The following is a 20,058-nucleotide window of genomic DNA, read 5'->3' on the forward strand; positions in this document are numbered from 1 at the left end:
CATGTTCGGGTCAGCACAGCTTATTTGCCGCCCCAGATGTAGACAGCAAAGAACAGGAACAGCCAGACAACGTCAACGAAGTGCCAATACCAAGCTGCTGCTTCCAGGCCGAAATGGTGGTCTGGTTTAAAGCCACCCTTGATCGCCCGGCCAAGACAGACCGCAAGGAACACCGTCCCGACAAACACATGGAACCCATGGAAACCGGTCGCCATATAGAAGGTCGATGAATAGATGTTGTCAGAAAAACCAAATGCTGCGTGGCTATATTCATAGGCTTGCAAGCACAAGAAGATCGCACCAAGGGCCACGGTCAATGCCAGGCCTTGGACCATGTCTTTCTTTCGACCCTCGATGCAGCCGTGATGCGCCCATGTCAGGGTACAGCCAGACAACAGCAAAATCAGGGTATTGAGGAACGGCAAATCCCACGGATCAAGGACCTCAACACCTGCTGGCGGCCATTCGGTCACACCGGGGCTAAAGATCACAAAAGCACTGTGGAAGAACGCCCAGAAGAAGGCGACAAAGAACATCACCTCGGATGCGATGAACAGCGACATGCCATAGCGCAGGCCGATCTGAACGACCTTGTTATGGTAAATCTTTGACTCGCTGATCACGTTGCTCCACCAGCGGAACATCACAAACAGGATGCCTGCAATTCCAAGCGCGGCCAGCCAAAAATCAGCAGGTGTCCGATCCGAATGCATGAACATGACCATACCGCCGGTAAACATACCCGCCGCAGTTGCCGCCACCAGCGGCCACGGGCTTGGGTCTACCAGGTGGAACGGATGTTTCTGAGCATGATCACTCATTCCTTGCCCCCCTCAATCCTTACAAAAGAAACTCAAGTTTACTTTGTTACAGAGACAACAGACCGCTTTACGGCGTTCTGTTAGCCCCCCTGATCGTCCTTACTGTCCGGTGCTTCAACCGATGTTTCGGCCTTATAGAAGGTATAGGACAGGGTTATTGTCTTTACGTCTTGGGTATTGATGTCTTCGGCAATTTCGGGATCGACATAAAAGCTGACCGGCATGTCGACGCGCTCTCCGGCGTCCAGGGTCTGCTCGTCAAAGCAGAAACAGGCGATCTTGCTAAAATATTGTCCCGCTTTAAGCGGTGTTACGTTGTAAACAGCTTGCCCGGTAATCGGGTGGTTCGACAGGTTCTCGGCCATGTAATGGGCCAAATTATCCTGACCAAGCTGCACAGTAATTTCGCGTTGCTCGGGCTTGAACTGCCACGGCAGTTCGGAATTCACATCCGCGTTAAACCGCACCTTGATGGTTTTTTCCGATGCGGCTTCTGGCGCGTCATGGGCGACTTGGGTTGTACCACCAAAACCGGTCACCCGGCAAAACAGCGCATAAAGCGGAACAGAAGCATATGTCAGGCCGACCATGCCCGCGACAACGACAACGCACCCAAGCAAAAATCGCTTGTTGCGGGCCTTCATGTTGTCTGCGTGCTTCTGATCAGCCATGGCTTCCTAGCTCATCTTTAAAATCGTTATCGCAAAGAACAAAACGGCCAAGCCACCAAGAATGACAAGAAACGCCCAGTTCTTTTTCTTACGCTTGGCAAGAAACGCTTCAAGTTCGGCCTTGTTTGGGTTCGGGTGCTCGGTCATGCGATAAATCCAGTCAACAACACATCCGCAACCATCGAACCAAACAGAACGAACAAATACAAAATCGAATAGCCAAACATTTTATGTGGTGCGCGTTCTTCGGCATTGCGCAACACACGTACCGCATGACGCAGGAACCACAACCCGGTCACAGTTGCTGTCACCGCATACAGAACGCCCAACAATCCGGTCGCAACCGGGATAAACGTCACCGGCAAAAGCAAGATGGTATAAATCAGCATCTGCTTTTTGGTGGCCGCTTCACCGGCAATCACCGGCATCATCGGCACGCCAACCTTGGCATAGTCCCCACACCGAAACAGCGCCAGCGCCCAAAAATGAGGTGGGGTCCACATAAAGATAATCAAGAACAGCGCGATTGAATTAAGATCAATCCCGCCGGTCACCGACGCCCAGCCGATCATCGGGGGAAATGCCCCGGCGGCACCGCCAATGACGATATTCTGTGGCGTGCTGCGTTTAAGCCACATGGTGTAGACAAACACGTAAAACGCTATCGATACCGCCAACAACGCAGCGGCGGCAAAGTTGATCGCAACCGCCATCACCGTGACCGACACAATCGACAAGGCAATGCCAAGCGATAACGCCTCATCAGCCGGAACACGCCCCGCCGGGATCGGCCGGTTTTGGGTGCGTTTCATATGCTGATCGATATCGCGATCGTACCACATGTTAATCGATGCCGCCGCACCACTGGCCACCGCGATACAGGCAATCGCGACGAGTCCAAGGAACGGATGGATCGATCCAGGCGCAATCAAAAGGCCCACCGCACCGGTAAAGACCACAAGGGTCATCACACCGGGTTTAAGTAACGCAATATAGTCGCGCACCTCCGAAACCGGCAGCGGAACTGCGTTATCTAGGGCAAGGGTCTGATTGGCAACCTGCTTGGTCATGAAACTCTGGTCTTCTCTTCTTGGGGCGGTGGAATGCCCCCCGCAAGACGAACCTGCGGGGGACGTAAACCAGGATCACTTACTTGATACGCGGCAATTCGTCAAAGGTATGGAACGGCGGCGGCGAGCTGACGGTCCATTCCAATGTGTCGGCACCAACCCCATACGGATTGGCTTCGGCTTTCTTGCCCCGGATGAAGGCATGCGCCACCACCCCCAGGAAGAAGATCGTCGCCGCGAACGAGATATACGCACCATACGATGACACAAGGTTCCAACCGGCAAACGCATCCGGATAGTCGGCATAACGACGCGGCATGCCAGCCAATCCAAGGAAATGCTGCGGGAAGAAGGTCATGTTCACCCCGACAAAGAACAGCCAGAAGTGGATCTTCGCACCCAGGTCGGAAATCTCGTAACCCGACATTTTGCCAAACCAGTAATAGAAGCCAGCAAAGATCGAGAACAACGCACCAAGTGACAGCACATAGTGGAAGTGAGCTACCACGAAATAGGTATCATGAAGCGGCAAGTCCATGCCCGAGTTCGCCAAAATCACACCTGTCACACCGCCCACAGTGAACAGGAAGATAAAGCCGATGGCCCAAAGCATCGGTGCACGCAAGGTGATCGAGCCACCCCACATGGTCGCAATCCATGAAAAGATTTTAATCCCGGTCGGCACCGCAATCACCATCGTCGCCGCGGTGAAGTATGCGCGGGTGTCAACATCCATGCCCACCGTATACATGTGGTGCGCCCAAACGATAAAACCGACAACACCAATCGCCACCATGGCATAGGCCATCCCAAGATAGCCAAACACTGGCTTGCGCGAGAAGGTCGCGATGATGTGACTGATAATGCCAAAGCCCGGCAGGATCATGATGTAAACTTCTGGATGCCCAAAGAACCAGAACAGATGCTGATACAGGATCGGATCCCCGCCACCGGCCGGATTAAAGAAGTCCGTGCCAAAGTTGCGGTCGGTCAGAAGCATCGTAATCGCGCCACCAAGAACCGGCACAGCCAGCAAAAGCAGGAATGCCGTCACCAGCATTGACCACGCAAAAAGCGGCATCTTATGCAGGGTCATGCCCGGCGCGCGCATGTTAAAGATGGTGGTGATAAAGTTCACCGCCCCAAGGATCGAGCTGGCCCCTGCCAAGTGAAGGGCAAAGATCGCCAAATCGACCGAGGCATCCGGATGCCCAAGCGTGCTTGAAAGCGGCGGATATACCGTCCAACCGGTTCCGGCCCCACTGCCAACAACAGCAGACAACATCAACATCAGGAAGGCCGGTACAAGCAGCCAGAACGAAATGTTGTTCAACCGCGGGAACGCCATGTCCGGCGCACCAATCATGATCGGTACGAACCAGTTGCCAAACCCGCCAATCATGGCCGGCATCACAACAAAGAAGACCATGATCATGCCGTGTGCGGTGATCAGCACGTTGAAGAAATGGTGATCTTCAATGATCTGCGTGCCCGGATGGGCCAGTTCCATACGGAACCAAACCGAAAAAGCACCGCCGACCAAACCGGCAAGCACAGAGAATATAAGATAAAGCGTCCCGATATCTTTATGGTTGGTCGACAGGAACCAACGGGTAAAGAATCCCGGGGTATGATCGTGATCATGTGTGTCAGCGTGAGCCATCAATCTCTCCCTCACTCTGCCGATGCCACGGAAACCGAAGACGGCAAGTCTGCTGATGCGAACTGTTCTTGTGCCTTGGTTACCCAAGCCTCGTATTCTTCCATTGTAACAGCTTTAACAGCAATCGGCATATAGGCGTGGTTCACACCACACAGTTCCGAACACTGACCATAAAAGGTCGTGCCGGCATATTCGGCCGGGATGCGGGTCCAGGTTTCATTCAGTCGGCCCGGAACGGCATCAAGCTTGATAAACAGGGATGGCATGGCCCAGTTATGGATCACATCATCGGACGTCATGATCAGGCGAATATTGGCATCCACGGGCAGAACAACCGGGTTGTCCACATCAAGCAACCGCATTTTACCTTCGGCAACGGCGGTTTCTTCGTCGATCATCAAAGAATCGAAAGTGAAGTTGCCATTGTCGGGATATTCGTATGTCCAATACCACTGCTTACCAATGATCTTAAGGGTAAGATCGGCATCCTCGACACGGTCTGCAAAATACAGCAGTCGGAAAGACGGGATCGCAATCACAAGAAGAATAAGAACCGGAACGACGGTCCAAACCACCTCAAGAAGGGTATGGTGGGTGGTTTTCGACGGTACCGGATTACGTTTCGCGCTGAAGCGATACAGAACGTAAAGCAACAATACCAAAACCACCACGGTGATGATCGTCATCAACCAGGTCAGTAGAATAAAGAAATCGTGGCCTTCGACAGCCACCGGCGAAACCGGATCTTGCAGCCCAAGCTGCCAAGGTTCTGCCTGACCAACAGCGGCCACAGCCGAACCATCAAGCCCGGTGAGTACCGCCAATCCCAGCAAAAGAATGGGAAATAGCTTCTTGATCGACATGCGAATCTGCCCCCTCGCATTACATCTCAAGGCGATATGCCTCAATCGTCTCCGTCCGTGACCTTGGTCTATTGTTCATCTGGCAAGTTACGGGTCCCTCTGCAATAGGGGCTTGCCATCTCAACCAAAGATTACCTCAACCGCGAAGCCGGAGTATTTCCTCTGACATATCTTATTCTTAATTGTCCTGCACATGAAAGTACATCGGTAACGCAGGCAAATAGCGCATCTAGGGCATCTGATCCAGAAAAAACCTCGCTGCGATGCACCAAAAACCTACCTATCATACGGTCATTTTAGCGCTTTGGTTTTATCTAAAAAAACTCTAAATACCCACGCCTAGATAGAAAAACCGCCATTTGTTTCAGAATAATTCTGCAGCGCATGAAATTGTTGCCACGCAACATAAACAGAGAATGACCTGCAAAACACTTCAACCAATGGATAAATCAAATCGCAAAAGTTTTTTGCACCAAAACATCCCTATTTTGCCAAAACACCGTTACGGCTTCCTTACGCCTGCAACTTTTCTAATAATATTGTGCAAAATCAGACCGCTGTCGCATCCAGCATCGGTCGATTCGCGCCCGATAAGAGATAAATTTATTTGCTGGGCGATAAATTCAAGGTTCCAAGCCTTTAATTATCAGGTGCTTTCCCCAATATCACCGATAGGAAGTCGGTTAGCGAGATCGCGTTTGCAGATTACGCTGTTCTAAAGTATGGATTTCGCTGATTATCAAACAAAGGGATGCCAACGTCTCTTGCGCGATACCGATTGTTAAATTCAGAGGTTCGTTAATGGCACGCCACGGAAGCAAAAAACTGTTCACCGCCGAATTGCGGTTGCTCAACAAACTCGAAACCATGAGCGACATTGTCGCCTTGCCAACCGAGATGCCCTCCGAACCGCACCAACCTGGCAGCGGCCCGGACCTATCGGCGGTTCACCATGCCATTGAAGAGCTAAAGGCTGAGCTGCTTTCCGACATCCGTGGCATCATGGAAGAGCAAAAAAAGCTCACCGTGCAGCATGAAAACGACGATGAAGACGATGCGCGCACCGAACTGCGGATGCTGAAAACCGAAATTCGCGCCTTGGCCAATTCCATTCAGGAAACCAAAAGGGAAATCGCCGCCCTTTATACCGCCCCTGAAGACGACAGCGGCACACGTATCAATATTGTGAAGGGCGAGTTGGACTCTGTCGTTGCCGCGACCGAGGATGCCACTGCAAACATCCTTGATACGGTCGAGAAAATCGATACTGCGGCCCACAACATTCGTTCTGCCGCGCCAGATGACTATACCCAGGGCCTTGCCGATGACATCGTTGAACTGGTGGTCAAAGTCTTTGAAAGCTGTAACTTCCAGGATTTGACCGGTCAGCGGATCACAAAAGTCGTCAACACCATGAAATATATCGAGGAACGCGTCACCCGCGTGATCGAAATTTGGGGCGATGATGACTTTGGCGAGTTCGATATCCCAGCCGATCCCAAAGGCCTCGACAATCTCGATAAGACCGTCACCAAGGCACCGGAAAACGCAACCCGCGTTAATCAGGACGAAGTCGATCAGATCTTCTCACAGGAAGAAATCGACGCCCTGTTTGATTGATCCGACTTTTATCAGCATCAGCCCAAACAGACAAAAGCCTGCCAATCGGCAGGCTTTTTCGCGTTTAGTCACATCAAGTCACACAGCAAAGCTGAGATGACCGAAAGCCCCTTAGGCGTGGCCCGCTTCCCCCGACAGCAATTCTGGCGCAAAGCCAAGCTTGGTAAATGCCCGTTCCCATTTGTCTTCGCAATCAATGTCGAACAAAAGGTCGGCATCCGCATCAAGATGTAACCAGCCATTGGCCAGAATTTCATTTTCCAACTGTCCGCTGCGCCATCCGGCATAGCCAAGGGCAAGGATACGGTTTTCCGGCCCTTCGCCCAGCGCAATTTGCTCTAGAATATCGACGGTTGCCGTCACCGACACCCCGTTATCGACATGCAAGGTCGCTTCGTTGGAAAAATCGGTGGAATGCAAAACAAAGCCACGGCTGCTTTCGACCGGGCCGCCAAAATGCACCTGAATGTCTTGGATGGTGTCGGCCGGGCGCGCAATGCCAAGCTGCTCAAGCAGTTCGGGGAATGTGATGCTGTCAATCACCCGATTGATCACCAACCCCATCGCACCGTCTTCATTGTGCGCGCAGACATAGACAACACTTTGCGAAAAGCGCGGATCACGCATGCCCGGCATTGCGATCAGCAACTTCCCACCAAGATATTCGCCTGTTGTGCTCCGCACGCCCATTTTTGATCTCTTTCTGTCTTTGGTTTCGTCAAGCCTAGCGCGATTAAGCATCCATTTCCATCAAGAACCCCGCATCGCGTGACAAAATATCACGCATCGCAGTCCTATCGCGCTGTCTTAGATGTAATGTCGCATTTGGGACCTCGCCACGGCATATCGTGACTATTTTACAATCACGCCGCAAAAAATCCCCCCTCAGAGACACCCTTCACACAGTCGTGGCTTGATTTGATCGTGCGCTGGGATTACGCCTTGCCTATGTGAAAAAGCGCCTGATTTATGCCACACCCAAGCGGCATCACAATGCCAGCCATTTGACACCGTGGCAGAGATCATAACGCCCACCGAATTTAAGGACATCGACGTGCTCCGCCACCTGATCACCCGGTTTGTGTTTTTGCTTGCTGCCCTCTGCGCCCCGGTCTTAACGCTACCGGCAGTGGCGGCGACGGACGTCGCAACCCCGTGGACCGACGAAGACTTCACGTCTGTCCGCCTTATCAGCGCCCAAACCCAAACCGGCCCATCACATACACTTCGCCTTGGCCTTGAATTCGAACTGCAACCAGATTGGAAAATCTATTGGCGCAGTGCGGGGGATGCGGGCTTTCCGCCCAATCTTGATTGGACCGGATCGCAAAATGTCGGGGATGCGCATATCCTTTGGCCCGCCCCACACAGATTTTCGATCTTTGGCCTCGAAACATTTGGCTATAAAAACCACATCATCCTGCCAATTGATGTTGCCATTCCCGATCGCACACATCCGGTCGCGGTGAATTTGGCCGTTGATTACCTTGTCTGCAGTGATATTTGCATCCCGGCATCCGCAACCTTCGCACTCGACATACCCGCGGGCGGCGATGCGTCCAAAACCGCGTCAAATGCATCGATCACCAGCAAGCATGCCCACGAAATTGAAAAATTCGTCTCGCAAGTCCCGCTAAGCGGCGACAACCTTCCGATCAACGTCACCTCCATTTTCCCGACCCAAAGCGGCGAAGCAACCCAGCTGCGCCTGTCTGTTTCCGGCCTCTCAAATGCCGGTGTGTCGGTTGATGACATCATGGTTGAAAGCCCGCTTCGCATCGGCTTTGGCGCGCCGGTCATGACCGATGAAAACGATGATGCAGATATCCGCACGTTTGATATCCCTGTACTCGGCCTTAAACCCGATGAAACCCTTGCCTCGGAAAAGGTCACGGTCACCGTGGTGGCCGGGCCATTGGCCATCGAACAGGACCTGACCGTCGGGAAACAAGACGCCTCAGGATCATCGTCCCAAACCAGCACGCCATCAAACGCCGCGTCTTCTGCAAAAGGCGCTTCATCTGCGAACAGCGCTGGCACCAATATCTGGCTCATCGGCCTATTTGCCTTGCTGGGCGGCTTGATCTTAAACGTCATGCCCTGCGTACTGCCGGTTCTGTCGATCAAGGTGATGTCGGCGATCAATGCCCGCGACAGCGAAATCAGCCGGGTACGAAGTGGCTTCTTGGCCAGTGCGGCGGGCATTGTGACCTCGTTCTGGCTGATTGCGGCGGTGCTGATCGGCATCAAATTCGCCGGCGGCTCCATCGGCTGGGGCATTCAGTTCCAGCAACCGCTTTTCCTGACGGTCATGACAATCGTCCTGGCCCTGTTTGCCCTGAACATGTGGGGTCTGTTTGAAATTAACGGCTCGGACAATCTGGGCACAGCGGCCAACGACGTCATCACCCAGCAGGAAAAAGGGGGCCGTCACCTCAGCAGTCATTTCATGACCGGCATGTTTGCGACCCTGCTTGCCACCCCCTGCTCGGCCCCGTTCCTTGGCACGGCTGTTGGCTTCGCGCTAGCCGGCAGCAGCTTTGACATCCTTTGGATTTTCACCTTGCTGGGCATTGGCCTTGCCACACCGTATTTGGCAATCGCCATACAGCCGCGCCTCGCCCATCTGCTGCCCAAGCCGGGCCGATGGATGAATGTGGTCAAGGTCGTGCTGGGTGTCGCGCTGGTCGGGACTGCTGTTTGGCTGCTTGGTATTCTATCGGTTCAAATCGGCCTTGGTGGGGCGATTGCGGTTGGTATCGGGCTTGTGTTCGGGTCGGTGTTTGTCTGGGCCCGCACCCGCAGTCAAACTTTGCGCACCCGGTTCATCTTCACCGCCCTTGCGGTATGTGGTTTCTTGGTTGCCTTGTTTGCACCGGGTTTCTCGCGCCCCCCCGCCGCATCAAATACCGCGAATGGCCCCAATGGCACGAATGAGGCCCTGAATTGGCAGGCATTTGCGCCTGAATCCATTCCCGCCCTGATTGCCGATGGCAAAACGGTGTTTGTCGATATCACCGCCGAATGGTGTGTCAGTTGTCAGGTGAACAAAAAACTGGTTTTGGAAACCGACGACGTCGCCAACACATTGGCCGAGGACGACATTGTTCTGATGCAGGCCGACTGGACCCGTCCCGATCAACAGATCGCCGACTATCTGGCATCGTATGGCCGGTATGGCATCCCGTTTAATGCTGTCTTTGGGCCAAGCACACCGGACGGCGTTTTGCTTTCTGAATTGCTCAGCAAAGATGCGGTTTTAGATGCCATCAAGGATGCACGCTAAAAGTCGGGCTTTAAAGGCTTGCCTTGCTCCTAACGCATTCCAGCCGCATCTTGGGATTATCGGAACAATTGCGACAGTACAGCGTAGAATTCATTATACTTGGTAAGACGGTCACGGATCTCATTGTACATCCAGTGATTTTATAGTTTGCTTCCAAGCATGCGCTCAATGACGCGATCAAAAATGGTCGCGCAACATAACGGAGATATCCATGACCATTTCAGTCGGCACCAAAATCCCGGATGTAACCCTGTTCCGCGCGACCAGCGACGGCCCAGAAGCTGTCAATTCCAAAGAATTCTTCGCAGACCGCAAGATCGTTCTGTTTGCTGTTCCGGGTGCCTTCACCCCGACCTGTTCGGCCAAACACCTTCCGGGCTTCGTCGCCAAAGCTGATGAAATTAAGGCCAAAGGCGTTGATGAAATCGTCTGCCTTGCCTCGAACGATGCGTTCGTCCTGCAGGCATGGGCCGAAAGCGAAAAGGCCGAAGGCATCACCATGCTTTCCGATGGCGACCTTGCCTTTGTTGATGCCACCGGGCTTGAGCTTGACCTGACCGGTCGCGGCCTTGGCAAACGCGCCAACCGTTTTGTCATGGTTGTCGAAAACGGCGAAGTCACCCATTTGGCCGTCGAAGAACCGGGCGCATTTGAAGTTTCCAGCGCAGAAGCCGTTCTGCCGAAGCTTTAATCACGCTGGCCAATCGGTCCGCGACGTTAATCGTCGCGACAAAAACACAAAGCTCCGCAGGCCACTGCGGAGCTTTTATGCGTAACAGCCAAAGATAACTTAGCGCGGCAACAAAACCGGAATTGGGTCTTCGCGGTCATCGAAGTCACATTCAAAGGTCGGATTGGTGTGTTTCGCAATGAAATGCACAACGCCTTCGCGGAACTCTTCGACGATGGGCGACCAGCTCATGAAGACGTGGCCACGACTGTCATATTCGCGAATATCGGGGTCATCCATCAATTCTGAAAAGCTGTGGCCAAGATCTTCTGTTGCACCGGCAAGCAACCAGGATGGCTGCAAACCACCGTGCCACAAAATGTAAACGCCACCGACACCGTCCAGTTTCAGTTCCGAAACATCATCAATCATGAACAGACGGTAATAGTCCCCGCGCGGACTTTTGCGCCACTTGATATCTTGTGCTTTTGGTTGGCGAATAGAGCCAAGAGACCAAAATCCCATAACTTCCTCCAAGCACGTCAAAACACGTGCAAACACATGTTACACGCATCCCAACATTGCTTATTATTCTTCTGGGTATAAACATACCGCAGTATATGTAAACGATTGGTTGATTAATTCTGCCCGATAAAAACGCCAAACGACGCTTTCCAAAAAGGCGTTAATCACTCTTGTCGTTTAGATACAGGAAGTATTCTAAAACTTTAACCGATTAATCGAACAATTTGTCGATGTCGTCCTGGCTGATACCTTCGCCTTCTAATTGCGGTCCGTTTAGAAGGTCAGAATCTTCCGGTGCGTCATCTTTGCTCTCTTTTTCTGGAACAGGAAGATCCGCAAACGCATCCTCGCCCCAGATAGAAATCATGTTGTGTACGCGTTCCTCAACAAATTCGAGGGTACTGACAACCTTGTTGATACGCTGGCCTGTGATGTCCTGGAAATTACAGGACTCAAAGATTTTCGTCACATTGAATGCGATTTGCTCGACGTGATCAGCAACGAAATCGTTCGGTGCTGAATTTTTCAACGTCATCGTCAAATCATCAATGATTTCAGCGGATTCAAGGATGGTGTGCGTCGCCATCTCTGTATCCTTGACGATGGCATCCAGCTCCGTCGCGGCATTGATGAACCGATCATCTTCTGCCTTTGGATGACGCAGCGACGCTATCTGAAGCTTGGCCTTATGGATGTGCTCGTTCATCTGCTCGATCTGGGTGCGGATCAATTCCAGATCATCACGATCCGGTTCGGCCGCCCCGGGTCGATTGCTGTGTGACGGCTCGCTTGAAACCGGTTCTGGCAAAACATCCATCGGCGCATCGTCTGATGCGGATGCAGATGACGCTGCTTGTCCCCCATTTCCAACCGCGTCACGCAATTCGGCGACTTCTGTGCGCAAGGCCCGGATTTCATCAAGCACCGCCTGATTGATGCCGGATGGCTCGGCGGAAACAGGCGTTGGTGTTGGCGACGGCAAGACATCCCCGGCCCCCAAACCACTTTCGAGGGTCGGGTCAAAAAATGAATCTGACCAATCCTCGACACTCCCACCCGCGCGTTCTTTTAGACGACGTTCTGCGGTAAACACTTTTTGCACCCGACGCGACATGATTGAATTCAAACCTCCGGCAATGGGCATTCGCCCAATCGCACTATCCCCAAACTTAACCCCACCGGGCTCCGTTTATCACAATTGAAACAAGTATAAGGGTTGAGATTGCGACAAGTCCAACGAGTTTCAAGGACAAGTCCTTGAAAAAGAACACCCCGACCATTTGGACGGGGTGTTCTAAGTAACCGCTAAACCTTACGGATCAAGCTGTTTCCGGCTTCCAGCGCAAGACTGGCTTTCTTGCCGCCGCCGTTTCATCAAGACGACGACGTGGGGTCAGATACGGTGCATTCTTAAAGAATTCCGCATCCCCAGATTGCGCCTTGCCCACCAAATGCAGAACCGAATCACAGAATTCATCAATCGATTCTTTGGTTTCGGTCTCGGTCGGCTCGACCAAAAGCGCACCATGCACGACCAATGGGAAATACATCGTCATCGGGTGGAAACCCTCGTCAATGATTGCCTTGGCAAGATCAAGTGTCGAAACACCGGTATCTTTCAGGAAACCATCGTCAAACAGGGCTTCGTGCATGCAATAGCCCGGATAGGCCACGCTAAGCTTGTCTTTCAAACGGGCCAACAGATAGTTCGCATTAAGAACCGCATCGCCAGATGCCTGCCGCAAACCATCCGAACCGTGGCTTTTCATATAGGCCAGCGCGCGAATGAACATCCCCATCTGACCATGGAAACCTTTCAGACGACCAAACGGCTTGGTGCCGTCATTTTCGTCTGCGGTTTCGACCAAACGAAACCCATTCTCGGTGCGCACCACATAGGGGATCGGCGCGAACGGTGCCAAGGCATCGGAAAACACAACCGGCCCGGAACCCGGCCCACCACCGCCATGCGGCGTCGAGAAGGTTTTATGCAAGTTGATATGCATCGCATCAATGCCAAGATCCGCCGGGCGCACCCGACCAACAATGGCGTTGAAGTTCGCCCCATCGCAATAGAAATAGCCACCAGCTTCATGCACCAGATCGGCAATCTTGCGGACGTCACGCTCAAACAATCCGCAGGTATTGGGATTGGTCAACATGATCCCGGCCACATCATCGCCAAGCTTGGCTTCAAATGCGGCCAAATCAACACGGCCATCTTCGGTTGCCGGGATTGAATCCACGGTAAAGCCACAGGCCGCCGCCGTTGCCGGGTTGGTGCCATGTGCTGATTCCGGCACCAAAACGCGACGACGGTTTTCACCGCGTGCATCAAGGGCCGCACGAATGGCCATCATGCCGCAAAGTTCGCCCTGCGCACCAGCCGCCGGTGACATGGCAACCGCGGGCATGCCGGTCAGAACCAGCAACCAATGCGCACATTGATCCATCAGCTCAAGCGCACCCTGAACCGTGCTTTCCGGCTGCATCGGGTGCAGATCAGAAAGACCGGGCAGACGGGCAACTTTTTCGTTGATGCGCGGGTTATGCTTCATCGTGCATGACCCAAGCGGGAAGAACCCGGAATCAATGCCGAAATTCTTCTGTGACAAACGGGTAAAGTGGCGCACTACTTGTGGTTCCGAAAGCCCCGGAAGACCAACATCGCTGTCACGGTCCAAACCGCCAAGACGCGATTTGGTTCCTTTGGGCTCAGGCAAATCAACGCCGGTACGGCCCGCTTGGCCCTGTTCAAAAATCAGTTTTTCTTCAAGAACAAGTCCACGGTTACCGGTATGGGTTGTGAAGGTCATGCCAGCGCCTCCTTCAATGCGTCCGCTAGGGCCGCGATGTCGTCATCGGTATTGGTTTCGGTCACCGCCACCAAAAGGTAATTGTCCAGATCAGAACGGTTCGGATACAGACGCGACAATGGAACGCCACCAAGAACATTCTTGGCAACAAGCGTTTCAACGACTTCGGCCGCTGGCTTGGAAAGCTTCACGGTAAATTCGTTAAAGAAGCTGTCATTGACCACAGTAACACCCGGCACAGCATCCAACGCATCGGCAGCCTTACAGGCGTTTTCATGGTTCAATGTGGCCAAACGGCGATACCCATCTTCGCCAAGCAGGCTCATATGCACCGTAAAGGCCAGCGAACACAGACCCGAGTTGGTACAAATGTTCGAAGTCGCCTTCTCGCGGCGGATATGCTGCTCACGCGTCGAAAGGGTCAGAACAAAACCGCGCTTACCATCCTGATCGACGGTTTCACCACACAGACGACCGGGCATCTGACGCACCAGTTTCTGGGTCGTGGCAAACAGACCAACATACGGCCCGCCATAGTTCAGCGCATTACCGATCGACTGGCCTTCGCCACAGACGATGTCAGCACCAAAGCTGCCCGGCGATTTGATCGCGCCAAAGGCAACCGCCTCGGTAAAGACAACGACCAAAAGCGCGCCCTTTGCGTGGCAAACTTCGGCAAGCTTGGTGTGATCCTGCACGCGCCCGAATACGTCGGGGTACTGAACCACAACACATGCGGTCTGATCATCAATCAGATCGTCAAGTTCTTCGACCGTTGCCTGCTGTTCTGGATTGCCATCGCGTCCGGCAACTTCGGTGTCGCTATACTGGCAATAGGTTTCGGTCACTTCGCGGTAATGCGGATGCACACCACCGGACAGAACTGCCTTTTTACGACGGGTCGCACGGCACGCCATCAATACGGCTTCGGCACAGGATGTCGCACCATCCCACATGGATGCGTTGGCCACATCCATACCGGTGATCGACGCAACCTGTGTCTGGAACTCGAACAAATACTGCAAGGTGCCTTGCGCGATTTCCGGCTGATACGGCGTATAAGCCGTCAGGAACTCACCGCGCTGGATCACGTAATCGACTGTCGCCGGAACATGGTGGCGATAGGCCCCTGCACCTAGGAAACTCGGCACGCTTGATGCACCGGTGTTTTTGGCTGCAAGCGCCATCATGTCGCGTTCGACCTGCATTTCACCAAGATGGCTTGGCAGATCAACCGGGGCATCCAACAACGCACCGTCTGGAACGTCACTGTAAAGTTCTTCGACCGACGACGCCCCGATGGTTTCAAGCATCGACGCGCGATCAGCGCTGGTTAACGGAAGATAACGCATGCTTAAAGGCCTTCGACGAAGTCGTTATAAGCAGCTTCATCCATCAGCTCATCAAGCTGGGACTCATCGGTCAGCGTCATTCTAAAGAACCAGCCGTCCGTTTCCGGGGCTTCGTTCACCAATGCCGGGTTATCATCAAGGTCTTCGTTAACTTCAACGATCTCGCCATCAAGCGGGGCATAAACGTCGCTGGCGGCTTTAACGGATTCAACAACGGCTGCATCGCCGTCCTTGGTCAGTTTTTTACCAACTTCTGGCAGTTCAACGTAAACGATATCGCCCAGTGACTGCTGTGCGTAATCGGTAATGCCAACGGTCGCGATGCCGTCTTCAAGTTCAATCCACTCATGTTCCTGCGAGAATTTTTTAGCCATTGTATTTCGTCCCTGTTGATCGATTGTCTGCCAACGCGGCGATCAGCCGCACATTCAAGAAAGTTTTCTGCACTTAGCCGCGGAAATAACGGTGCGGTGCAAACGGAAGTTCAACGATTTCTGCCGGGCGGGCCTTGCCACGCACCATAAGATCGACCTTGGTACCCGGTGCGGCAAATTCAATTGCCACATAGCCCATCGCAATCGGGCCATCGACGGTCGGTCCAAATCCACCACTGGTGATTTCGCCGATTTCTTCGCCGTCGCTGTTTAAGATCGCGGTGTGTTCACGTGCCGGTGCCTTGCCTTCGGGCTTGATGCCAACACGTTTGATGTCCGCACCATTTTCCAGCTGATCCAAAATCACATCAGCGCCCTTAAATCCGCCTTCGGCACGGCGACGCTTATTGATGATCCAGTTCAGATCGCCTTCAACCGGGGTGGTGGTGTCGTTAATGTCATTACCATACAGGCAAAGCCCCGCCTCAAGACGCAGCGAATCACGCGCGCCAAGGCCGATGGCCTCAACCTCGTCTTCCGCCAAAAGCTTGCGCGCCAATTCTTCGGCACGGTCATTGGGCACGGAAATCTCATATCCGTCTTCGCCAGTATAACCCGACCGCGTGACAAAGCACGGAATGCCCGCAATATCCAACTCGGCAAAGCTCATGAATTTAAGGTCTGCGACCGCCGCGGCAAAGCGTGCCAAAACATTGGCGGCCTCTGGACCCTGCAACGCCATCAGCGCGCGGTCATTGATTTCTTCAAGGTTCACACCATCCCCAAGATTGGCGCGCATATGGACAATATCATCATCCTTGCAGGCCGCATTGATCACCAAAAACAGGCTTTCGCCCGCATTGGTGATCATAAGATCATCAAGAATGGTGCCGTCATCACTGGTAAAGGTGGAATAACGTGTGCGACCGGGTTTAAGGATCGCGATATCACCAGGCACAAGCTTTTCAAGCTCCGCGACGCGGTTTTCACCGGTCAGGCGGACCTGGCCCATATGTGAAACGTCAAAAAGTCCGGCTTTGGCGCGGGTATGAAGATGCTCGGCCTTAACACCCAACGGGTATTGAACCGGCATGTCATAGCCAGCGAACGGCACCATTTTGGCACCAAGTTCTACATGCAGGTCATGAAGGGCAGTTTTAAGCAGTACGGTCTCTTGATCCGCCATTAAGGTCTCCCGGACAGTCGTTGTGAAACATAGCCGACCAATGGCCAACCACATCCCCCTCTGTCTTGGAGCCTGAAAGAATCACAGCCGATTTAACGGATCGGTCTGCTTACATCTTCGGCGAGACAAGCATCTTTAAGATGCCGCCTACTTTCCAGAGTCCCATCTCCCCGCGGTCCGTTTGCCTGAGAGTTTCCGGGGTGGTTGCTCCTTCGGCGTCCGCGTGATCTGTCTAAGACCGTGGCACTCTCCCACGGGGATCAATTGGGTATGCGTTCTTATACGGATTTACCCCCAACCCGACCAGCCCCTAATTTCGGGCAATCAGGATGGGGCATATTCAACCCTGACGGGTTATTCTGAACCGAAACGACGGTTATATTCAAGCTGATCAGCACTCAGCTGGAAGCCCATATAAATTTCGAAATCAGGTCCCGCCCAAACATCGGCCAGCGGCACGTTCAACGTCACCTGCTCATCGCGGTAACGTGCAAGATTAAGGTTTTCGGGGAACGGCATGTTCACATCAAAAACCGATTTCTCGACGAAATTGCCATCGGGATCACGCAACGCCACGAAATACTTAAAGCTTGCCGAACGATTTTGCGCCGCTGGGCCAAGCTCGCCAGTAATCACCGGGCTGATGATCACGTTCAGCACACCATCATCAAGATCATAGCCGCAATCACCGTCATAGCCATTCAGCTCGGCTTCAAACACAACGTCGGTCAAATCCTTGCCGGTCCCGTTAAACTGGACCAACTTTGCCGTATCCTTTGGAAGATACGCCGCCGGACACGCCGGAACTGGTGCTTCTTCGAACGGATTTGTCCCGCACGCGGCCAAAAGCCCACCAAGAGACACCATTCCAAATGCACATACGCGCCGCAATCCGTTACCGATCGTCATCCAAGCCTCTATTATAGCGTTTGTTTCGTGACCTTCCCCGGTTCGGGCCCAATTGATGGGTGGTCCGCGCGCAGTCTATTCTTTCGCTTCAAGACACACAACCCGCTTCAAATGTCCGCAATCAAAGAATACCTCAAACCACCGCAGCCAACCCACCACGTCAATCGTTGCTCAGACATTGCACAGCACGATCAGGCGGGTTATGTAACGGGGGCATAGAAACAACTGCGCTTGTCGTATCAGCGCCTCTAAAACCCGGACAGTATCATGCCAGACAAAGCCGAACTTCGGATCGTTCTTGCCAACCCGCGCGGCTTCTGCGCCGGCGTTGACCGTGCGATTGAAATTGTGGAAAAGGCGCTCGAAAAATATGGCGCGCCCGTCTATGTCCGACACGAAATCGTCCATAATAAATTCGTCGTCGACCGCCTGCGCGATATGGGGGCAGTGTTCGTTGATGAACTTGATGCGGTGCCTGACGGCGTTCCGGTAATCTTTTCCGCGCACGGGGTGCCAAAATCCGTCCCCGAAGCCGCCGAAAGCCGCAATCTGCAATATCTTGATGCGACCTGCCCGCTGGTATCGAAAGTCCATCGGGGGGCGGAACGTCATCACGCCGATGGCAAGCATATCCTTTTGATCGGTCACGCCGGCCACCCCGAAGTCATCGGGACGATGGGCCAATTGCCGCCCGGCAGCATGACCTTGATCGAAACCGAAGAAGACGCCGAAAAGCTGGAATACGACCATCCGGAAAATCTTGCTTTTGTGACGCAAACGACCTTGTCGCTCGACGATACCGCCAAAATTATTGAAATTCTTCAGCGGCGCTTCCCAAGCATTTCGGTGCCGAAAAAAGAAGACATTTGCTATGCGACCACCAATCGCCAGCACGCGGTCAAACTGATTGCCGAGCAAACCGACGCCATCCTTGTTCTGGGCGCGCCGAACTCGTCAAACTCCAACCGCTTGGTTGAGGTCGCCAAACGCGAAGGATGCCTTAAATCGGTGCTGGTTGAACGGGCCAAGGACATTGATTGGTCGACCCTTGAAGGCATCAAATCGCTTGGCATTACCGCCGGTGCATCCGCGCCAGAAGTTCTGGTCGAAGAAGTCATTGATGCCTGTCGTGAACGTTACAATGTCACGGTTGAAACCATCACATTGACCGACGAAAATGTGACGTTCAAACTGCCCCGTCAGTTGGCAAGCTAACCGGCATCAAAACCTAATTCAGGAATATAAAAGACCCAATGGCCGTCTATACCGACGTTTCAGACGAAGATATCGCGCGTTTTGTTGCCGAATACGATATCGGTGATGTCGTGTCCTTTAAGGGCATCGCAGAAGGTGTGGAAAACACCAACTTTCTGCTGCAAACGACCCAAGCCCCTTTTATCCTTACCCTTTATGAAAAGCGGGTAAATCCGGATGATTTGCCATTTTATCTGGGGCTGATGGATCACCTGTCGGCCAGCGGGCTTAATTGCCCCACCCCGATCCACGGCAAAGACGGCGTTGCGCTGCGCCGCCTGTGCGGGCGTCCAGCCGCCATCACATCCTTCCTGCAAGGCATGTCGCCGCGCCGCATCCTGCCCCATCATTGTGCCGGGCTTGGCACCGCATTGGCACAGCTCCATACCGCCGGGCAAGACTTTGAAATGCACCTGCCCAACGCGCTAAGTGTTAAGGGATGGCGCCCGCTATTTGAAAGCTGCCAGGAACATGCCGACGATGTCGAGCCGGGCTTGGGCAAAATGATCGCTGACGAGCTTGATTATCTTGAAGCCAACTGGCCGCATGACCTGCCAAAAGGCGTCATTCACGCCGACCTATTCCCCGACAATGTCTTTTTCTTCCCGGGCAAAGAAGATGTGTCGGGCCTGATTGATTTCTATTTCGCGTGTAATGATCTTTTGGCCTATGACATCGCAATTTGCATGAATGCATGGTGCTTTGAACCTGACAGCAGCTTTAACGTCACCAAGGCGAAAAACCTGCTGTCACAGTATGGCAAGGTCCGCGCCCTGTCTGAGACCGAGCTTGCCGCCCTTCCGGTTCTGGCGCGTGGGGCCAGTTTGCGCTTTTTGCTGACCCGTCTTTATGACTGGGTCAACACGCCAAAGGACGCCTTGGTTACCCCCAAAAATCCGCGCGAATACATCACCAAATTGCGTTTTCATCAACGGGTGAAAAACGCATCCGCCTATGGTTTAGATTAGGGGCATTCCC

General features: G+C 53.3%; 19 protein-coding genes and 2 riboswitches. Of the genes, 5 read left to right on the forward strand and 14 right to left on the reverse strand.

Annotated elements, in window-relative coordinates:
* Nucleotides 1-20: 20 nt before the first annotated feature.
* The 6 genes from HCZ99_RS01380 to coxB form a co-directional block, all read right to left on the reverse strand.
* Complete coding sequence (locus HCZ99_RS01380; protein WP_167445115.1) at nucleotides 21-821, reverse strand: cytochrome c oxidase subunit 3; 801 nt, start codon at nucleotides 819-821, stop codon at nucleotides 21-23.
* Between the two features lie 80 nt (nucleotides 822-901).
* Nucleotides 902-1,492 (reverse strand): cytochrome c oxidase assembly protein, encoded by a 591-nt coding sequence (locus HCZ99_RS01385; RefSeq protein WP_167445116.1) that lies wholly within the window; start codon nucleotides 1,490-1,492, stop codon nucleotides 902-904.
* Between the two features lie 6 nt (nucleotides 1,493-1,498).
* The gene (locus HCZ99_RS01390; protein ID WP_167445117.1) at nucleotides 1,499-1,639 is read right to left on the reverse strand and encodes a hypothetical protein; all 141 of its coding nucleotides are present in this window, start codon (nucleotides 1,637-1,639) and stop codon (nucleotides 1,499-1,501) included.
* The gene (gene cyoE / locus HCZ99_RS01395; RefSeq protein ID WP_175581363.1) at nucleotides 1,636-2,562 is read right to left on the reverse strand and encodes a heme o synthase; all 927 of its coding nucleotides are present in this window, start codon (nucleotides 2,560-2,562) and stop codon (nucleotides 1,636-1,638) included. The genes HCZ99_RS01390 and cyoE overlap by 4 nt, the downstream gene beginning before the upstream one ends.
* A gap of 79 nt (nucleotides 2,563-2,641) precedes the next feature.
* Entirely contained in the window at nucleotides 2,642-4,225 is a 1,584-nt protein-coding gene (ctaD, locus tag HCZ99_RS01400; protein WP_167445118.1) for a cytochrome c oxidase subunit I, read from the reverse strand.
* Nucleotides 4,226-4,236: 11 nt separating this feature from the next.
* Complete coding sequence (gene coxB, locus HCZ99_RS01405; RefSeq protein WP_167445119.1) at nucleotides 4,237-5,088, reverse strand: cytochrome c oxidase subunit II; 852 nt, start codon at nucleotides 5,086-5,088, stop codon at nucleotides 4,237-4,239.
* A gap of 801 nt (nucleotides 5,089-5,889) precedes the next feature.
* Between coxB and HCZ99_RS01410 the strand changes: the two genes are divergently transcribed.
* Nucleotides 5,890-6,708 (forward strand): hypothetical protein, encoded by an 819-nt coding sequence (locus HCZ99_RS01410; RefSeq protein ID WP_167445120.1) that lies wholly within the window; start codon nucleotides 5,890-5,892, stop codon nucleotides 6,706-6,708.
* A gap of 111 nt (nucleotides 6,709-6,819) precedes the next feature.
* On the opposite strand, the gene HCZ99_RS01415 is transcribed toward HCZ99_RS01410, so the two are convergent.
* Nucleotides 6,820-7,398: a YqgE/AlgH family protein gene (locus tag HCZ99_RS01415; protein ID WP_167445121.1), complete on the reverse strand. Its 579-nt coding sequence runs from the start codon at nucleotides 7,396-7,398 to the stop codon at nucleotides 6,820-6,822.
* A 364-nt stretch (nucleotides 7,399-7,762) separates the two neighbouring features.
* Between HCZ99_RS01415 and HCZ99_RS01420 the strand changes: the two genes are divergently transcribed.
* Together HCZ99_RS01420 and HCZ99_RS01425 are read left to right on the forward strand one after the other, a co-directional pair.
* The gene (locus HCZ99_RS01420; protein WP_167445122.1) at nucleotides 7,763-9,994 is read left to right on the forward strand and encodes a protein-disulfide reductase DsbD family protein; all 2,232 of its coding nucleotides are present in this window, start codon (nucleotides 7,763-7,765) and stop codon (nucleotides 9,992-9,994) included.
* A 211-nt stretch (nucleotides 9,995-10,205) separates the two neighbouring features.
* The gene (locus HCZ99_RS01425; RefSeq protein WP_167445123.1) at nucleotides 10,206-10,685 is read left to right on the forward strand and encodes a peroxiredoxin; all 480 of its coding nucleotides are present in this window, start codon (nucleotides 10,206-10,208) and stop codon (nucleotides 10,683-10,685) included.
* Nucleotides 10,686-10,784: 99 nt separating this feature from the next.
* On the opposite strand, the gene HCZ99_RS01430 is transcribed toward HCZ99_RS01425, so the two are convergent.
* From HCZ99_RS01430 to HCZ99_RS01460, 7 genes are all read right to left on the reverse strand, one after another.
* Nucleotides 10,785-11,189 (reverse strand): hypothetical protein, encoded by a 405-nt coding sequence (locus HCZ99_RS01430; protein ID WP_254869387.1) that lies wholly within the window; start codon nucleotides 11,187-11,189, stop codon nucleotides 10,785-10,787.
* A 211-nt stretch (nucleotides 11,190-11,400) separates the two neighbouring features.
* Complete coding sequence (locus tag HCZ99_RS01435; protein WP_167445930.1) at nucleotides 11,401-12,303, reverse strand: protein phosphatase CheZ; 903 nt, start codon at nucleotides 12,301-12,303, stop codon at nucleotides 11,401-11,403.
* A 205-nt stretch (nucleotides 12,304-12,508) separates the two neighbouring features.
* Nucleotides 12,509-14,005, reverse strand: coding sequence for an aminomethyl-transferring glycine dehydrogenase subunit GcvPB (gene gcvPB, locus HCZ99_RS01440; RefSeq protein ID WP_167445124.1), 1,497 nt, complete (start codon nucleotides 14,003-14,005; stop codon nucleotides 12,509-12,511).
* Nucleotides 14,002-15,357: an aminomethyl-transferring glycine dehydrogenase subunit GcvPA gene (gene gcvPA, locus HCZ99_RS01445; RefSeq protein ID WP_167445125.1), complete on the reverse strand. Its 1,356-nt coding sequence runs from the start codon at nucleotides 15,355-15,357 to the stop codon at nucleotides 14,002-14,004. Before gcvPA ends, gcvPB begins: the two co-directional genes overlap by 4 nt.
* 2 nt (nucleotides 15,358-15,359) lie before the next feature.
* A complete protein-coding gene (gene gcvH / locus HCZ99_RS01450) occupies nucleotides 15,360-15,731 on the reverse strand; it encodes a glycine cleavage system protein GcvH (RefSeq protein WP_167445126.1) in 372 nt (123 codons plus the stop codon).
* Between the two features lie 73 nt (nucleotides 15,732-15,804).
* Nucleotides 15,805-16,917 carry a glycine cleavage system aminomethyltransferase GcvT gene (gene gcvT, locus HCZ99_RS01455; protein WP_167445127.1) on the reverse strand — a complete coding sequence of 371 codons (1,113 nt, stop codon included), beginning with the start codon at nucleotides 16,915-16,917 and terminating at the stop codon, nucleotides 15,805-15,807.
* Nucleotides 16,918-16,975: 58 nt separating this feature from the next.
* Nucleotides 16,976-17,077: riboswitch (glycine riboswitch) on the reverse strand.
* A gap of 3 nt (nucleotides 17,078-17,080) precedes the next feature.
* A riboswitch (glycine riboswitch) is annotated at nucleotides 17,081-17,181 on the reverse strand.
* A 90-nt stretch (nucleotides 17,182-17,271) separates the two neighbouring features.
* On the reverse strand, nucleotides 17,272-17,826 hold the full coding sequence (locus HCZ99_RS01460) for a hypothetical protein (protein ID WP_167445128.1): 555 nt from the start codon (nucleotides 17,824-17,826) through the stop codon (nucleotides 17,272-17,274).
* 267 nt (nucleotides 17,827-18,093) lie between these two features.
* On the opposite strand from HCZ99_RS01460, the gene ispH reads away from it, so the two are divergent.
* On the forward strand, nucleotides 18,094-19,041 hold the full coding sequence (gene ispH, locus HCZ99_RS01465) for a 4-hydroxy-3-methylbut-2-enyl diphosphate reductase (RefSeq protein WP_167445129.1): 948 nt from the start codon (nucleotides 18,094-18,096) through the stop codon (nucleotides 19,039-19,041).
* Between the two features lie 38 nt (nucleotides 19,042-19,079).
* Nucleotides 19,080-20,048: a homoserine kinase gene (locus HCZ99_RS01470; RefSeq protein ID WP_167445130.1), complete on the forward strand. Its 969-nt coding sequence runs from the start codon at nucleotides 19,080-19,082 to the stop codon at nucleotides 20,046-20,048.
* Nucleotides 20,049-20,058 lie beyond the last annotated feature (10 nt).

Origin of the sequence: Thalassospira lucentensis (assembly GCF_011806425.1) — a bacterium.
In the GTDB taxonomy this organism is placed as follows: Bacteria; Pseudomonadota; Alphaproteobacteria; order Rhodospirillales; family Thalassospiraceae; genus Thalassospira; species Thalassospira lucentensis_B.

Excerpts from the sequence above, each read along its gene's own strand:
- gcvH (WP_167445126.1), bottom strand. The coding sequence starts at position 15,731 with ATGGCTAAAAAATTCTCGCAGGAACATGAGTGGATTGAACTTGAAGAC.
- HCZ99_RS01380 (WP_167445115.1), bottom strand. The coding sequence starts at position 821 with ATGAGTGATCATGCTCAGAAACATCCGTTCCACCTGGTAGACCCAAGC.
- HCZ99_RS01430 (WP_254869387.1), bottom strand. The coding sequence starts at position 11,189 with ATGGGATTTTGGTCTCTTGGCTCTATTCGCCAACCAAAAGCACAAGAT.
- HCZ99_RS01425 (WP_167445123.1), top strand. The coding sequence starts at position 10,206 with ATGACCATTTCAGTCGGCACCAAAATCCCGGATGTAACCCTGTTCCGC.
- HCZ99_RS01390 (WP_167445117.1), bottom strand. The coding sequence starts at position 1,639 with ATGACCGAGCACCCGAACCCAAACAAGGCCGAACTTGAAGCGTTTCTT.
- gcvT (WP_167445127.1), bottom strand. The coding sequence starts at position 16,917 with ATGGCGGATCAAGAGACCGTACTGCTTAAAACTGCCCTTCATGACCTG.
- gcvPB (WP_167445124.1), bottom strand. The coding sequence starts at position 14,005 with ATGACCTTCACAACCCATACCGGTAACCGTGGACTTGTTCTTGAAGAA.
- cyoE (WP_175581363.1), bottom strand. The coding sequence starts at position 2,562 with ATGACCAAGCAGGTTGCCAATCAGACCCTTGCCCTAGATAACGCAGTT.
- HCZ99_RS01470 (WP_167445130.1), top strand. The coding sequence starts at position 19,080 with ATGGCCGTCTATACCGACGTTTCAGACGAAGATATCGCGCGTTTTGTT.
- HCZ99_RS01435 (WP_167445930.1), bottom strand. The coding sequence starts at position 12,303 with ATGTCGCGTCGGGTGCAAAAAGTGTTTACCGCAGAACGTCGTCTAAAA.
- ctaD (WP_167445118.1), bottom strand. The coding sequence starts at position 4,225 with ATGGCTCACGCTGACACACATGATCACGATCATACCCCGGGATTCTTT.
- ispH (WP_167445129.1), top strand. The coding sequence starts at position 18,094 with ATGCCAGACAAAGCCGAACTTCGGATCGTTCTTGCCAACCCGCGCGGC.
- gcvPA (WP_167445125.1), bottom strand. The coding sequence starts at position 15,357 with ATGCGTTATCTTCCGTTAACCAGCGCTGATCGCGCGTCGATGCTTGAA.
- HCZ99_RS01410 (WP_167445120.1), top strand. The coding sequence starts at position 5,890 with ATGGCACGCCACGGAAGCAAAAAACTGTTCACCGCCGAATTGCGGTTG.
- HCZ99_RS01385 (WP_167445116.1), bottom strand. The coding sequence starts at position 1,492 with ATGGCTGATCAGAAGCACGCAGACAACATGAAGGCCCGCAACAAGCGA.
- HCZ99_RS01415 (WP_167445121.1), bottom strand. The coding sequence starts at position 7,398 with ATGGGCGTGCGGAGCACAACAGGCGAATATCTTGGTGGGAAGTTGCTG.
- coxB (WP_167445119.1), bottom strand. The coding sequence starts at position 5,088 with ATGTCGATCAAGAAGCTATTTCCCATTCTTTTGCTGGGATTGGCGGTA.
- HCZ99_RS01460 (WP_167445128.1), bottom strand. The coding sequence starts at position 17,826 with ATGACGATCGGTAACGGATTGCGGCGCGTATGTGCATTTGGAATGGTG.